The 14,996-nt window shown below is 40.5% G+C and carries 17 protein-coding genes; 13 read left to right on the top strand and 4 right to left on the bottom strand.

The genetic code is table 11. The annotated features are described in order from the left end of the window. The first annotated feature begins 187 nt into the window (after nucleotides 1–187). Both kamA and ablB read left to right on the top strand, forming a co-directional pair. Nucleotides 188–1,501, top strand: coding sequence for a lysine 2,3-aminomutase (gene kamA / locus METTI_RS06480; RefSeq protein ID WP_023845021.1), 1,314 nt, complete (start codon nucleotides 188–190; stop codon nucleotides 1,499–1,501). Continuing rightward, nucleotides 1,491–2,336 (top strand): putative beta-lysine N-acetyltransferase, encoded by an 846-nt coding sequence (ablB, locus tag METTI_RS06475; protein ID WP_023845020.1) that lies wholly within the window; start codon nucleotides 1,491–1,493, stop codon nucleotides 2,334–2,336. The genes kamA and ablB overlap by 11 nt, the downstream gene beginning before the upstream one ends. Here ablB and METTI_RS06470 read toward each other — a convergent pair. Further along, a complete protein-coding gene (locus tag METTI_RS06470) occupies nucleotides 2,327–2,770 on the bottom strand; it encodes an Lrp/AsnC family transcriptional regulator (protein WP_023845019.1) in 444 nt (147 codons plus the stop codon). The two genes, ablB and METTI_RS06470, sit on opposite strands and share 10 nt — an antisense overlap. A gap of 185 nt (nucleotides 2,771–2,955) precedes the next feature. Between METTI_RS06470 and METTI_RS06465 the strand changes: the two genes are divergently transcribed. The 4 genes from METTI_RS06465 to METTI_RS06450 all read left to right on the top strand — a co-directional run bounded on the left by METTI_RS06465 (nucleotide 2,956) and on the right by METTI_RS06450 (nucleotide 5,955). Further along, entirely contained in the window at nucleotides 2,956–3,435 is a 480-nt protein-coding gene (locus METTI_RS06465; RefSeq protein WP_023845018.1) for a 3-isopropylmalate dehydratase small subunit, read from the top strand. A 56-nt stretch (nucleotides 3,436–3,491) separates the two neighbouring features. Continuing rightward, entirely contained in the window at nucleotides 3,492–4,619 is a 1,128-nt protein-coding gene (locus METTI_RS06460) for an isocitrate/isopropylmalate dehydrogenase family protein (RefSeq protein ID WP_023845017.1), read from the top strand. Between the two features lie 279 nt (nucleotides 4,620–4,898). Continuing rightward, the gene (locus tag METTI_RS06455; RefSeq protein WP_023845016.1) at nucleotides 4,899–5,417 is read left to right on the top strand and encodes a B12-binding domain-containing protein; all 519 of its coding nucleotides are present in this window, start codon (nucleotides 4,899–4,901) and stop codon (nucleotides 5,415–5,417) included. A 238-nt stretch (nucleotides 5,418–5,655) separates the two neighbouring features. Then, nucleotides 5,656–5,955, top strand: a complete 300-nt coding sequence (locus METTI_RS06450) for a hypothetical protein (protein ID WP_048135237.1) — start codon at nucleotides 5,656–5,658, stop codon at nucleotides 5,953–5,955. 41 nt (nucleotides 5,956–5,996) lie between these two features. Here the strand turns inward: METTI_RS06450 and pyrH are convergent, their stop codons facing one another. From pyrH to METTI_RS06435, 3 genes are all read right to left on the bottom strand, one after another. Next, a complete protein-coding gene (gene pyrH, locus METTI_RS06445; RefSeq protein ID WP_023845015.1) occupies nucleotides 5,997–6,698 on the bottom strand; it encodes a UMP kinase in 702 nt (233 codons plus the stop codon). Between the two features lie 8 nt (nucleotides 6,699–6,706). Further along, nucleotides 6,707–7,414 carry a hypothetical protein gene (locus tag METTI_RS06440; RefSeq protein WP_156916259.1) on the bottom strand — a complete coding sequence of 236 codons (708 nt, stop codon included), beginning with the start codon at nucleotides 7,412–7,414 and terminating at the stop codon, nucleotides 6,707–6,709. 180 nt (nucleotides 7,415–7,594) lie between these two features. Beyond that, nucleotides 7,595–7,771: a 4Fe-4S binding protein gene (locus tag METTI_RS06435; RefSeq protein WP_023845013.1), complete on the bottom strand. Its 177-nt coding sequence runs from the start codon at nucleotides 7,769–7,771 to the stop codon at nucleotides 7,595–7,597. Nucleotides 7,772–8,094: 323 nt separating this feature from the next. Here METTI_RS06435 and METTI_RS06430 point away from each other — a divergent pair, with 323 nt between their 5' ends. From METTI_RS06430 to METTI_RS06400, 7 genes are all read left to right on the top strand, one after another. After that, complete coding sequence (locus tag METTI_RS06430) at nucleotides 8,095–8,694, top strand: type IV pilin N-terminal domain-containing protein (protein ID WP_084323989.1); 600 nt, start codon at nucleotides 8,095–8,097, stop codon at nucleotides 8,692–8,694. A gap of 49 nt (nucleotides 8,695–8,743) precedes the next feature. Further along, a complete protein-coding gene (locus METTI_RS06425) occupies nucleotides 8,744–10,927 on the top strand; it encodes an ATP-dependent DNA helicase (RefSeq protein ID WP_023845011.1) in 2,184 nt (727 codons plus the stop codon). A gap of 147 nt (nucleotides 10,928–11,074) precedes the next feature. After that, nucleotides 11,075–11,485: a GerW family sporulation protein gene (locus METTI_RS06420; RefSeq protein ID WP_023845010.1), complete on the top strand. Its 411-nt coding sequence runs from the start codon at nucleotides 11,075–11,077 to the stop codon at nucleotides 11,483–11,485. Nucleotides 11,486–11,524: 39 nt separating this feature from the next. Beyond that, nucleotides 11,525–12,232: a DUF2953 domain-containing protein gene (locus tag METTI_RS06415; protein ID WP_023845009.1), complete on the top strand. Its 708-nt coding sequence runs from the start codon at nucleotides 11,525–11,527 to the stop codon at nucleotides 12,230–12,232. A gap of 27 nt (nucleotides 12,233–12,259) precedes the next feature. Next, complete coding sequence (locus METTI_RS06410) at nucleotides 12,260–13,219, top strand: beta-ribofuranosylaminobenzene 5'-phosphate synthase (protein WP_023845008.1); 960 nt, start codon at nucleotides 12,260–12,262, stop codon at nucleotides 13,217–13,219. A 121-nt stretch (nucleotides 13,220–13,340) separates the two neighbouring features. Next, nucleotides 13,341–14,294 (top strand): NOP5/NOP56 family protein, encoded by a 954-nt coding sequence (locus METTI_RS06405; RefSeq protein ID WP_342665123.1) that lies wholly within the window; start codon nucleotides 13,341–13,343, stop codon nucleotides 14,292–14,294. Further along, a complete protein-coding gene (locus METTI_RS06400) occupies nucleotides 14,294–14,989 on the top strand; it encodes a fibrillarin-like rRNA/tRNA 2'-O-methyltransferase (RefSeq protein WP_023845006.1) in 696 nt (231 codons plus the stop codon). Before METTI_RS06405 ends, METTI_RS06400 begins: the two co-directional genes overlap by 1 nt. Nucleotides 14,990–14,996 lie beyond the last annotated feature (7 nt).

The following is a 14,996-nucleotide window of genomic DNA, read 5'->3' as shown; positions in this document are numbered from 1 at the left end:
TGATATCTCAAATAAATTATATAATATCTAAAAAGATTATTTGTTTCCATATCAGAATTGATACGCATGCAGAAGATCGGCGCTGAATATTTTTGGGATTTATTTGTGTAACACAAACCAAAAATCCGGTTCAGTGTGTTCTGTTTTCAACTCTCTTCTGCAGATTCATACATTATTAAGTGATTTGATGCAATCTTACAAACGCAGGCAGCAAAATATAGTAGATAGAATTGACTCTGAAGAACCTCTTGCAAAATGGAATGACTGGAAGTGGCAGTTAAGACATTCAGTAAATGATATTGATACATTTGAAACACTTCTTGATATCAAGTTTGAGGCTGAAGAAAGGGAGGCTTTACTAAAAACACTTGAAAAATTTCCACTATCCATTACACCATACTATCTTTCTCTCATAGAAGCAGAAGATTTCAGAAATGACCCAATTTTCATGCAATCATTCCCTTCACCGCAGGAACTTATTGTCGCCTGCGATGAAATGGCAGATCCTTTGAGTGAAGACCACGACAGTCCTGTGCCTGGAATAACACACAGGTATCCTGACAGGGTTCTTTTTCATATAAGCAATGTATGTTCCATGTATTGCAGGCACTGTACAAGAAAAAGAAAAGTAGGCGATATAGATTCCATTCCGGAAAAAGACGAAGTTCTTCAGGGAATAGAGTACATAGCAAATAATCCTCAGGTAAGAGACGTTCTTTTATCAGGTGGGGATCCTTTGATGCTTTCTGATGAGTATCTGGACTGGATTCTTACAGAATTACGTGCAATTCCTCATGTTGAGGTCATAAGAATAGGCAGCAGAATGCCGGTGGTTTTACCTTACCGTGTAACTGATAATCTTGTGGAAGTCCTGAAGAAACATCACCCAGTATGGCTAAATACCCATTTCAATCATCCACGTGAAGTTACAGCTTCTTCTAAGCAGGCACTCAGAAAGCTTGCAGACGCAGGTGTTCCATTAGGTAATCAGACTGTTCTGCTTGCAGGAGTAAACGATTGTTACAGGATACTGAAAAAACTCTTCCATAAGCTTGTGGAAAATCGTGTCCGTCCATATTACCTGTATCAGTGTGACCTGTCAGAAGGCCTGACTCACTTCAGGACATCTGTGGGTAAAGGTATCGAAATAATGGAAAATCTCATTGGCCATACAAGTGGCTTTGCCATTCCTTCCTATGTAATTGATGCTCCGGGAGGAGGAGGTAAAATTCCGGTAATGCCAAATTACCTGATTTCCTGGTCAACCAACAAAGTAATCCTCAGGAATTATGAGGGAGTCATTACCTCTTATAAAGAACCGGATTCATATGAGGCAGTTTATTGCGACAGAAAATGTGATGATTGTGCTTTGCAGCTCAAACTGGACGAAGCCCAGGAATTCAGATCTGTGGGAATTGCCAAACTGCTTTCTGACTTTGATGATGCATTGAGCCTTGTACCTGAAGACACTGAACGTATGGAGAGAAGGAATGTCGAGTGACCAGGTTCTTAAAATCAACAATTCAATAATCCAGCACGGTCCTTTCAATGACCGTGTATATTTGATGAAGCTTTCACCAGAGGATTATTCCAAAATACCCTCCAGGGTAGAAGAAATGGCAGAGGAGAATGGTTATTCAAAGATCTTCTCCAAAATTCCTTCTTCTGCAAAAGATTATTTTCAGGAAACAGGCCATGTTGAGGAAGCTTATGTGCCTGGTATGTATAATGGTGATGAAGGTGCAAGCTTCATGGCCAAGTTCCTTTCTGATGAACGTGAGAATGAGCAAAGTCCTGACGTGGTTGAATCAGTTATCAGTACCGCTCTTTCCAAGCATAATACTCCAAAAGAGGTGAAACTTTCAGGTGAAGAAGATTGTTTTGTTTGCACTGAAGAGGATGTCCGGGAAATGGCAAGAATATATGACAGGGTCTTCCCAAGTTATCCGTTTCCTATACATGACCCTGAATATCTTCTAAAGACAATGCAGGAGAACCTTGTATATTTTGGAATAAGGAAAGATGAAAAAATTGTTGCCCTGGCTTCATGTGAAATGGATATTGAAAACAGTAATGTTGAGATGACTGATTTTGCAACATTACCTGAATACCGTGGCAGGGGTTATTCTTATTATCTATTGAAAAAGATGGATGCAAAGATGCGTGAAATGGGAATTATAACCGCGTATACAATAGCAAGAGCAAGATCTTATGGAATGAATATTGTTTTCTCACGCAGTTCATACTCATACGCAGGAACTCTTGTGAACAATACCAATATTTCCGGTTCAATTGAGAGTATGAACATCTGGTACAAGAAACTTATTCAGATGTGATATATGCTGTCCTTAATATTTTTTGTAATTATCTCTACACTGTAATTCTGTACCGGAATTTCATAGAGAAGGCGGTTGTTTATAAAATTAGTCAGTTCCTCCTCATCGTTAAAAAGGCCAAAGGCTTTGATGGAATATTGTCCGGTTGTCTGGTATATTTTGATAAACTCTTCAATATCCATTAGTTTTTTAATACTTTCCTTTGTCTTCTTTGGTTCCATTTCCAGATTAAAGATGGCAAAAGTCCCTTTTCCGAATTTTCTGGGATTTAATAATACGGTATAGTTTTTGATGTATCCTTCATCTTCCAGTTTTTCGAGCCGGTACCTGACACCATTTTCGCTAAGACCCACTTCTTTTGCGATTTCAGATATTGGTGTTCTGGCTCCCTGTTGCAGTATGGATAGTATGAGTTCATCCTTTTTGCTGACCATTGCCTTTTACTTAGGTTTGCTATTATTAATGATTTCTCTTTCTCTTTTTTGTGGTAAATAGTTACTCTATATACTTTTTCAAAAGCATTGATTTTTCCAGTAGTATTATTTAGTATGATGCTATCTATGGTATAGTTTCAAGTTCATTAATGATAATTATCAATTAATACTAATTAGGTGTAAATATGAGCGGAAGAGTCTGGAAATTCGGAGACGATGTTGATACTGATGCTGTAATTCCAGGAAGGTATCTTATTATGAATACCCCTGAGGAGCTTGCAGCACATGCTTTTGAAGGTGTGAGGCCTGAATTCCCAAAAGAGGTAAAAGAAGGTGACATTATTGTTGCCGGTAATAATTTCGGATGTGGTTCATCAAGAGAACACGCACCAATCGCACTTAAAGGAACAAAGATTAACTGTGTAATCGCAAAGTCCTTTGCACGTATCTTTTTCAGGAACTCTATAAACATCGGTGTAGCACTCCTTGAGTGTCCTGACACTGACAAGATAGAGGATGGTGACCAGCTTGATGTTGACTTCGCATCAGGGGTAATCAAGAACGTGACAAAAGGTGAACAGTACCAGGCAACACCTCTGCCTGAATTTGTCAGGGGTATAATGGATGCTGGCGGACTTATTGAATACACAAGGCAGATCATCTGATCTGGCTACTTTATCTATCAATACAATTTTTAATGCAATAATGGTTAGGGATTATTATGACGCAGTATAAAATACCTGTAATACCAGGAGACGGTATCGGACCTGAGATCATAGCAGAAGGACGTAAGGTCATCGATGCTGCAGGTGAGAAATTCGGTTTTGATGTTGACTGGGTAGAGTTCCCACACGGAGCAGATCACTATCTTGAAACAGGAGAACTTATTTCTGAAGATTCCCTGAAAGAACTTTCAGGTTACAAAGGAATCTACCTTGGTTCAATCGGAGATGACAGAATCGCACCTGGAGTGCTTGAAAAAGGTATCCTTCTTGCTGCAAGGTTCTACTTCGACCAGTACATCAATCTCCGTCCAATCAAGCTTCTTGATGGTGTATGGTGTCCTATAAAGGACAAGACTCCTGCAGACATTGACTTTACAGTTGTCAGGGAAAACACCGAAGACTTCTATATAGGAATCGGTGGACGTGCAAAGTCAGGCACTAGCAAGGACTTGCTTGAGGTTCACAGAACACTTTACAACGCAAAGTTCGGTCTTGACATTGAGACTGACAGCGAAGAGATCGGTTACCAGGTTGGTATGATCTCAAAGGAAGGAACACAGAGAGTAATCAGCTATGCATTCGACCTTGCTGAGAAGAGCAAGAAACACGTATCATCAGTTGACAAGGCAAACGTCCTTTCAGATATATACGGATTCTGGAGAGAGGAGTTCAATGCAGTTGCTGAAAAGCATCCTGATGTAACTACAGATTTCAACTATGTTGATGCAATGACCATGTGGTTTGTCAAGAACCCTGAATGGTTCGATGTTGTTGTAACACCAAACATGTTCGGTGACATTATCACTGACCTTGGTGCAATGGTTCAGGGCGGTCTCGGACTTGCTCCCGGAGGAAACATCAACCCTGAAGGTACAAGCATGTTTGAGCCAATTCACGGTTCAGCACCAAAGTACAAGGGACAGAACAAGGTAAACCCAATAGCAACAATCTGGGCAGGAGCTATGCTCATCGAACAGATGGGTGAAAAGGAAGCTGCAGATACTATTGTTTCTGCAATTGAGACCAACATAAGTGAAGCAAAGGTCCAGACATACGATATGGGTGGTTCAGCAGGCACATCAGATGTTGGTGAGGATATTGCAAGAATTGTTCTTGGAAAATAAATCGTTTATTTGCATCCTTTATGGATGCATTATCTTTCCTTTTTTTGTCAAATAGCTACCTTTGATTGAAAATATTATTCTTTCTGATATATTTTATTTGTTGAAAAACAGTATTTTATAATTATTTGTGATATTTTTATTTTTTTATGTAAATTCGTGATAGATTACTGCTAATTACTCGATGATTTTATATATGATGATAAAATTGTCACAAGTGTGACTAAATTGCACTAAAATAAGCAATTTATGATGTGCTAATCCAATCAAAGGGATGATAATTTGTCTCAGGAAAAAACTATTACACAAATTATAGATGAAGCAAAAAGATCCATACTGGATTTTGATGAGAAAGGCGCAGAAAACGCAGCAAATGAAGCCCTTGCTTTGGGTTACAGCATAAACGAGATTATTGAGAAGGGATTTCTCGAAGGCATGAAAGCAATTGGAGACATGTTTGAAGAGGGAAACGCATGTCTCCTGCACATTTTTGCAGCAGCCGACACAATGGATGCAGGACTTGCTGTATTTCAGGACTGTGAGGAATATAACAAACTTAGCAAGAACATGGCAATTGAGCTTGTAGGCGAAGGACAAAGAGATGAAAAGATCGATGTTCTTGAAGCAATGTTCAGGATAAACGGTTATGATGTTGTTGAGATTCCGGATAATGTTCCTATTGTAGACTTCCTTGAGAGGGATACGGCTTTTGATAGTATTCCGGATTCATGTAAGGAAGAGATCATGGCAAAGGTGGCTGCACATCCGGGTGTTACAACTTTCCAGTTATCTGAAATGTAATTTCTTCTTCTTTTTTGTTCAATTTATTTTCATATTTGTCTTTTTTAATGTTGCTGTATGTTGTTTTTAACTTCGAATATATATCATCCTCATAATGATGATTAGATAGTATAAAATAGATATTCTTATATATTAGTAACTGCACCCTCTAGATGTAAACTTGTGGCATATCGGGCCTGTAGAGTTAATCAAAAAACGGACCTTTAGTCAAAGTTAGCTTAAAGGAGTGTGAACTCGTATGGCAAAAACAATTAAAGAACTGGAAAATGACCTTGATGTCATGAATGAGATGTTTCGTAAGTACGTAAAACTCTCTTTAAATTACCAGCAGCAGATAAACAATGCAGACATTCCTGAGGAACAGCGTAAAGCACTCATGGAAAAACTGGAAGTAGAGAATGAAAAGGTCCGCAAGGCAAAAGAGCAGATGGCAAAGTTTGAGAAAACCATTGAGACTCTTAAGCAATCCACTGATAAATTGAAAGAAGTTACTTCCTGTAAGGAAGAAACCATTGAATATCTCGTGGCTTACAATTAAAGCCACTAAACTACTTTTAAATCCAAATTAAAACAGAAGGATCAGTTAATGATCCTCGTGCCTAGATAGACAGCTTTTTTATCAGTCTTTCCACTTTCATCGCGAATAACCTTCAGCACATCCTGCGGATTGCTGCCATCCATTACAATTGTCTCGATGTTGCAGCGTTCGATTATCTTTGCAGCAAGAGGGTCTACAGGCGATTTAGAGCCAGCTTTCATCTCAGTGGTCATCACTGTGTTTACAAGCTCTTTAGCTGTCATTGTCGCATACTTTACAGCATCAGGATCCTTTCGTGGGTCTGCGGAATATACTCCATCAACTGCTGTTGCTATTACAAGAAGGTTTGCGCCAAGATATTCTGTAAGGATTGCTGCCACTGCATCAGTAGTCTGTCCCGGGATAACGCCGCCCATTACAAGAATCTTGCCGGATGAAAGTTTTTCCTGTGCTTCCTTGTAGTCCTTTGGTGGCTCAGGATAGGCAGCGTCGCCAAGTGCAGAGATGAGAAGTTTTGCATTCAGGCGGGTTATGTCTATTCCTATATAGTCACATTCGACTTCATTGGCACCGGTACTTCGTGCAACGTTGATGTAATCTCTTGCAGAAGCACCTCCTCCGGTAACGATTACTATTTCATGCTCTTTGGCAAGCTCTTTAAGAGCTTCAGCATATCCCTTAAAACTGTCAGGGCTGAGTTCTTTAGCCAGTATTGATCCACCGACTGATAATATGATTAACATAATGATCTCTAGTCGTTACGTTGCTTTGATTTTAAAAGTAACGCTATGGACAATATGGCAATTGCACCCATAAAGGATGAAAATCCCGGAACCAGTGTTGAAATTGACAAAGGTGATTTATCCAGTCCCATACTCTCACTGTGAAGTATTCTTCCATTGTAAAGTCCTGTTATTTTGGCCCTGTCACCAACCTGAAGTTCAGTTGAACCATAGAAAAACACTTTCAGACGATTTCCTTCTTCATCCTCTGCAAGCAGAGTATATCTTCCCATACTCATTTCTACACTTGTGAGGTTTCCTGCAACGATCATGTATTTTCCATTGAATGCAGCAGTATCTGTGACAACATCACTTATATTGACAAGACCCAGGTTTTGTGTGGGATAATGGAGGACGTAAGTAGGAGTTAGCACGCTGTCTCCCAGCGGGTCATAAATGTATTCTCCAGTTACCATTATTTCTTCACTGACATTGAAACCTTCAAAAAGTTCGACTTTTGTAACATCAATCTTAAGTGGCTTGGATGTGTTGTCATCAATGGTTGCAGACTGTTTACTGAGTTCAGTAAGATTTCCTATGACGCTTATCTTGCGATAAGCCATTGTACTGTCATAAACAGTGGGATCCTCATTGATCTTGGATATCGGTACAATTTCCAGTTCAAACATTGAAGCATATGCGGTAGTGGCAGTACAACTGAGTAAAAGTAATGCCATAATGACTATTCTGAATGTACTGCTTTTTAACATATTATCACATCTGTCAGATTATAATACTAATTAAGTTATTTAATTATATATAACTAACACAGTATTAATCAAATAAGTGCCTGAAAGCAGAATAAAGTCAGAGCAAAAAAGAATAGAAAAGAAAAAGTGTGGAATAGATCTTTGATCTTATTCCATTGCGATTGCGTCTGTTGGGCAGACGTCAACACATGCACCGCAGTCAAGGCACTCGCCTGCATCTACGATTGCAATGTTGTCACCGTTAAGTGTGATTGCCTCTGCTGGGCACTCGTCTATACATGTTCCGCATCCTACGCATTCATCGACAGTAATAATTGCTACCATTTGTTTTACGCTCCTTTAGTTGTATAACAATATACTCTCACATTTGTATATTATATGAGTGCATATTAGTTGAACTCTACACTCTATCATAACAGAAGTGAGATAAAAAGTTATCGTTATTAATATGAAAACGAGGATACTGCTATTCTATTGATGTTCTATTTATGAGCCTGGAATGCTAATTTTCCTATATATTTAATTATTCGGATTCTTGTATACTGACACTGAATATATTAGATTAATTAAGATTAATTTATATAGTTGTTACTAAATTTCCACATGTGGATAGAAAAAATTTAGTGTTATTGGACAATAAGTGTGCTATGTCACCTATCCTGGGTGTTGTGTTGATGCTACTTTTAACAATAGTACTCGCAGGTATTACAGTCTCTGCGGTTTACAGTGATGAAATGCTGTCATCAATGAAGCCAACTCCTGTTGCAGATATTGATGTAATTTACATCGAAGGTGGGCTTCCAAAATATCCACATTATGTGAAATATGAAGAGAATTTCATTTATGTTAGACATATGGGAGGAGAACCACTATCACTTGACTCTACAAAGATTGTAATCAATGGAATGGGAAGCGCCTATGAAGGTGTTGTTCCACATGGCACTCTACATACTGGTGCTATTTTTATCAGTTATGATGATCTATATTTTGATGGCAAGGATTTTGATTACTCTTCAAATAATCAGGTCCTTTCGGATGGCTTGTGGTCAACAGGTGAAGAATTGATTCTCAATGGACAGGACGGAATTTCCAGCGTCTCGACTGTTTATGTTACTATAAATGGGGTTACAAATACTTCCAATAATTATGGTTTGAAAGAGAATACTATGATAACCATCAAAATATTTGATATTCAGACTCAACGTTTAATTGCCGAATCAGAATGTCAGGTAACTCTGGCAGAATGATAATTCCTTATCAAAACCGTTTAAGTAATGTGAGCTCATAGGTACTGCGATGAGCGGCAAAACCGGATACATGAAATATTTCCCAAAGGAAACCTGCTACCCGAACCAGCAGGACGCAATGGATAAGATCCATGCTTCTCTCATTAATAAGGAGATCATACTTTTTGAAGGAGCATGTGGTACAGGCAAGACACTCAGTGCACTTGCACCTGCACTTAATGTAGGGAAACAACTTCAGAAGACGGTAATAATTGCAACAAACGTTCATCAGCAAATGGTTCAGTTCATAAACGAAGCAAGTGAAATAAAACAGACAAACGATGTGAAAGTTGCAGTTTTAAAAGGCAAATCCACAATGTGTCCCAATGAGACTGATTACGAGGAATGCAGGCTCAAACGTGAAAACACATTTGAACTCCTGGAAACCGAAAGGGAACTTGCTCTTAAGAAACAGGAAATGAAGTCTGCGTATGAGAATTATAAAAAATCAAAGGATCCTGCCCTCATAGCACTACGTGATGCTCTTTCTAAAGAACTTGATGTTGCAGAGGAAAAATCAAAAGAGCTTCGTAAGCGCTCCTGCAATGAACTTTATGAGGTTCTGCGTTATGATGGTGAAGCTTTCAGGCAATGGTTATTCTCAGATGTACGCACACCTGAAGAGGTCAATGATTATGCTTTCCAGAAGGGCATGTGTGGCTATGAACTCCTCAAACGTGAACTGAAACATGCAGATCTTCTGATATGTAACTTCCATCATGTGCTCAATTCCGATATTTTCATGACCGTTCTGAACTGGCTTGAGAAAGAGCCACAGGATGTTATTGTTATCTTTGACGAAGCACACAACATCGAATCTGCAGCAAGATCTCATTCATCCATTACAATTACAGAGCACACACTGGAAAAAGCAATCTCAGAAATCGAGGCAAATCTCGATATTATGCCGGATGGTGGAATTCACAATCTGCTAAAGATGCTGACCAGTGTTATGCAGGATATCTACAACAACCGTTTCAAATTCGGAGAACGTGAGCGTGTTGGAAGACACTGGTATGACATGCGCATCAGTGACCCTTATGAACGAAATGATATGGTTAGAGGCAAATTCCTGAAGCAAGCACTGGAAGCAGGTTTTGGCGACGAAGCTGCAATTCAGGCAACCCTTTCAGAAGCAAGTGCTTTTGGAGCTATGCTTGATGAGAACTACCGTGAACAGTACAAAAAAGGACTTACAGGCGTCCTGAAACGCTCTCACATAAGATACGCGGCAGATTTCCTTTCGTCATATCTTGTACTATCAAATAACCTGAACTATTATCCGGTTTTGAATGTCAGGCGTGATCTTAATGATGAGATCTACGGCCGTATCGAACTTTTTACCTGTATCCCTAAGAATGTAACCGAACCATTGTTTGATTCGGTCTTCTCAGCGGTTCTGATGTCAGCAACATTACGTCCGTTTGATATGGTAAAATCCACTCTTGGAATTGCAAGGCCTACATGTGAATTGTCCTACGGAACATCGTTCCCAGAAGAAAAAAGGCTCACATTATCAGTTTCAGTGCCACCTTTGTTTGCAAAGACAAGAGATGATCCGCAGACCCTACAGGCACTTGAGGAAGTTCTCTTTGATTCTATCGAGCAGACAGAAGGTAATGTGATCATCTTCTTCCAGAGTTCATTCGAAGCCAGAAGGTACTACAATAAGCTGGAGAAACGTCTGAATGTTTCTGTTTTTCTTGATGAGGTGGGTGTGTCATCCCAGGAAATCAGGGAAGATTTCTTCAGGATGGGAGAATCTGGTGGAAAAGCGGTTCTTGTATCTTATATCTGGGGAACCCTCAGTGAGGGGATCGATTACCGTGATGGCAGGGGAAGAACTGTAATTATAGTTGGTGTAGGTTATCCGGCACTGAATGACAGGATGAACGCGGTAGAATCTGCCTATGATCATACTTTTGGTTATGGTGCTGGCTGGGAGTTTGCAGTTCAGGTACCAACAATCCGTAAGATTCGTCAGGCAATGGGAAGAGTTGTGCGCTCTCCGGTTGATTATGGTGTAAGAATTCTTCTTGACGGCAGGTTCACAACCGAAGCACCGAAGAAGTTTGGGAAATTCTCTGTGTTTGAGATGTTCCCTGATGATGAAAGAGATGAATTCATTGATGTTGACCCCGAAAAAGTCAAGTATTCACTGATGAATTTCTTCCAGGATAATTCTGAAAAATAAACGTTGCATTTTTTGAAAATTGCTGGATTTCCAGTATATAGTTTCTCCATATTTTATGGGGACTACTTCTATATATTTTAAAGACACTTTTTCCAGTAGGAAATAATATTAGCAATAAGATTCCATTATTCTTAAAGGGGTTAAAATATGGCATTAGAAGATCTGATGAAAGAAGTATCCGGCGAACTTGAAAGACTTGTGAGTACAAAGACTGTAGTTGGGGAAGCTATGGTCGTAGGTGAGACAACCATTATTCCTGTCACCAAAGTTTCATTTGGATTTGGAACCGGCGGTGGCGAAGGCAAGAAAATGGGTGAGGAAGAAGGCTTTGGCGGCGGCGGAGGTGCCGGTGCGAAGATTGAGCCTGTTGCATTCATCGTAATTTCTGCGGAAGGCACAAAACTCATGACCCTGTCTGGACAGACAGATTTTGGAAAGATACTTGAATCCGTTCCGGGGCTTATTGAGAAAGTTAAGTCAATGAAGAAGTCAAAGAAAGATGAAAGTTGTGAAGGCGGCGAACCTTGTGAGGGTTCAGTAGAGCCTTCCGATGACTGATTCTTTCTTTTTTGCTGATAGGCATACACAGGAGCAGATATGCTATCAATTTTAGCGTTGATACTGCTTCTTATTGCATTTTTAATTCTCTTAGTTCTGCTTGCCGCAATAGATGTTGTTTTTGATGTGAAAGGTTCAGGCGTTTCAGTTGAACATACTGTTATTGTTCACTGGTTATTATTTTCCAGACAGGTAAGTCCCGAGCAGGATGATAAAATTAATGATGAGCATTCAGATGATGATTTTCCGGAAGAATTCAAGGATGCGGAAAAGTATGTCACAGAAAAGATAAAAGATCATTTTCAGAAATCTGATCGCGAGAAAAAAGTGAAAGGAAAAAAGAAAAGGTCATTGGATATGACCTATTCCGAGATGATACAGACTTCCAGACAACTGAGAGTCCCGGTTTTCAGGCTTCTCAAGGGAATAATATTTGCTATAAAAATTCCTGATGCCAGAGTAAATGCATTTTATGGATTCCCTGATCCTTCATATACTGGCGTTGCATGTGGTTACTCTCATGCATTGGTATCTTATCTTGAATGTCATTTTGAGAACCTGAAAATAAATCTTGTACCGGACTTTGTGGACAGCAGGATTGAATTTGATATGTCGGGGAAACTCCGTATTAGATTATATCGCTTTATTCCTGTAATTTTGAAGTTTATACTTAATATGAGTGTGCTGAGGTTTTCATGGAGCTTTTTTATTAAAAAATATTACAGAAAATCAAGTGTTAATCTTTAATAGTATGTGTCACTGATAATCCATGACATGATTACTATTAAGTCCCCATCAAGACTTCATCTGACTCTTATTGATCTTAATGCGCAACTTGGAAGAGTGGATGGAGGTGCAGGAATTTCGATAGAATCTCCACATGTTATTATATCTGCGGAGAAATCAGATACTATTGAAGTGGTGGGTGATTCTTTTCTTGCTGAAAGGATTATAGGTGCCGTAAAACAGGTAATTCCTGAAGGCGAGGGTATCAGCCTTAAAATAGAGGAGGATATGCTGGCACACGTTGGTTTTGGCTCCGGCACCCAGGCAGCACTTTCCGCTGCTGCAGCTGTAAATGAGATATATGGTCTCGGCAAAAGCGTAAGGGAACTTGCAATTGCTGTAGGACGCGGTGGGACTTCCGGCATTGGTGTCGCATCATTTGAAATGGGCGGTTTCATAGTTGATGGTGGGCACAGGTTCAGTGACAAAGGTTCATTTTCTCCATCTTCTGCAAGCAGGGCAGACCCGGCTCCAGTGCTTTTCAGACATGATTTTCCTGACTGGAGCATAGTGCTTGCACTTCCTGATACCACAGGAGCGTACGCTGCCAAAGAGGTTAATATCTTCCAGAAAGAGTGTCCGATTCCTCTTAGTGAGGTTCAGGAACTCTCCCACATTATTCTTATGAAAATGATGCCTGCAATAATGGAGCAGGATATTGAAGCATTTGGTTATTGCATAAACCATATACAGGGTCTTGGTTTTAAACAACGCGAAGTAGCTTTACAGCATCAGGTTGTGAAAGAGGTTATGACACTTATGCAGGACAATGGTGCCTACGGTGCAGGTATGAGCTCATTCGGACCTGCTGTTTATGGGATTGTTGAAAATCCTGAAGATGCTGCATACCTGCAGGAAGATGTGCAGGAACTTCTTGACAGGACAATAGGTGGCAAGGTTCTGGTAACCAGAGCGAACAACAGTGGCGCAGAGATAAGGAGGGTTTGAACTGGTAGCTACGGAATTCAATGTATGGTTCGGCAAACTCAAACTTGATGCAGATGGTGAGATTGAGGACTGCGACCTTTTTGATAAGGACCCTGAAAAGCTGGCAGAAATTGTTGTACAGTTGCAGGAAAGTTCAAAGGACAATCCACAGTCTGTCCCGTTACAGAGGGCAGATTTAAGAGATGCTGCACTGGAATGTGGCTTTGTTGAACTTGATGAGGATTATGATATTCTTCTTCGTGAGGTTTGTATAAGGGCCGCAAAGAGCCAGATTTCTCAAACTGACACTGATGATTCAAGAATTATCCAGGCAGTTGAAGCGCTGGATGATATAGATAAGAATGTAAATGAGTTGAGCGAGCGCCTGTTTGAGTGGTACGGAAGGTATTTCCCGGAACTTGAAATGACAGGTGAGGAGCTTGCAAACTTTGTTTCCACTTACGGTTCAAGGATAAATGTTCCTGAGGACCATGAAATGTCAGAGAAGGCATCACAATCAATGGGTGCTGAACTCCTGTTTGCAGATGAGGAGCTTCTGAGGACTTTTGCAAATAACATCTGCAGCCTGTATGATACACGCAGGTATATTGAGAATTATATTAATACGAGCATGGGTTCAGTGGCACCGAACCTTTGCGAGATTGCAGGTGCTTCACTTGGTGCCCGCTTAATGAGTATGGCAGGAAGCCTTGAGAAACTGGCAGCTTTCCCATCCAGCACGGTTCAGGTGATTGGTGCGAACAGGGCGCTTTTCAAGCATCTTCGTTCCCGGGCACCTTCTCCAAAACACGGAATTATCTTTAACAATCCTGTTATTAAGAATGCGCCCTGGTGGCAGAGAGGAAAACTTGCAAGGGCACTTGCAGCTAAAATAAGCCTTGCTGCAAGGACTGACTTTTATTCAGGTGAGCTTGACTCAACTATCAAGGAAGCTCTTGATAAGAAACTGGAGCACATAAGGCAGACTAACCCGAATCCTCCTGAGAGGAAGCCGGAAGCAAAACCACAAGTTAAAGGTGGTAAACGCAGGAGCAGAGGGCGAAAGAAGAACAAAAAGTCAGGAGGTAATAACTGATGCCGGTAAGAGAATTATCCAGCGGAATCTATGAACTGGATATCGATGACAGGAAGATGCTTGCAACAAAGAATATGATTCCAGGCATGAGTGTCTACGGTGAGCGCCTCATCACAGAAGACGACACAGAATTCCGTCAGTGGGACCCAAGCAGGAGCAAGCTCGGAGCCATGTTGCTCAAGAATTTCGATATTCCTATTGAAGCTGATTCTACAGTTCTCTATCTCGGTGCAGCTTCAGGGACAACAGTAAGTCACGTTTCCGACATACTAACAGACGGACTTGTCTACGCAGTAGAATTCTCCCCACGAACCATGCGTGACCTTATTCAGCTATGTGACCAGCGTCCGAACATTATTCCAATTCTTGCAGATGCCAACAAACCCCAATCCTATGCTCACATAGTGGAAAAAGTGGATGTCATTTTTCAGGATGTTGCCCAGCCCAACCAGGCTGAGATCGCAGCCATCAATTCAAAATACTTCTTAGAAGAACACGGCCACCTGATGCTTTCCATCAAGTCAAGGAGCATCGACACAGTAGCCAGCCCGAAAAAGATATTCAAGGAAGAAGTCCGCAAACTTGAAAGCGGCTTTGACATTGAGTTTGAGGTGCTGGAAAGAAAGGAGCTTGACCCTTTCCACGAGGATCATCTGGGTCTTGTGGCGCAAATGTTTGTGGATGATGGGGAATGAAGAAAAG

This window comes from Methanolobus tindarius DSM 2278 (assembly GCF_000504205.1).
In the GTDB taxonomy this organism is placed as follows: domain Archaea; phylum Halobacteriota; class Methanosarcinia; order Methanosarcinales; family Methanosarcinaceae; genus Methanolobus; species Methanolobus tindarius.
Note: the sequence above shows the minus strand (reverse complement) of the source record. Positions and strands in the feature narration are given on the sequence as shown.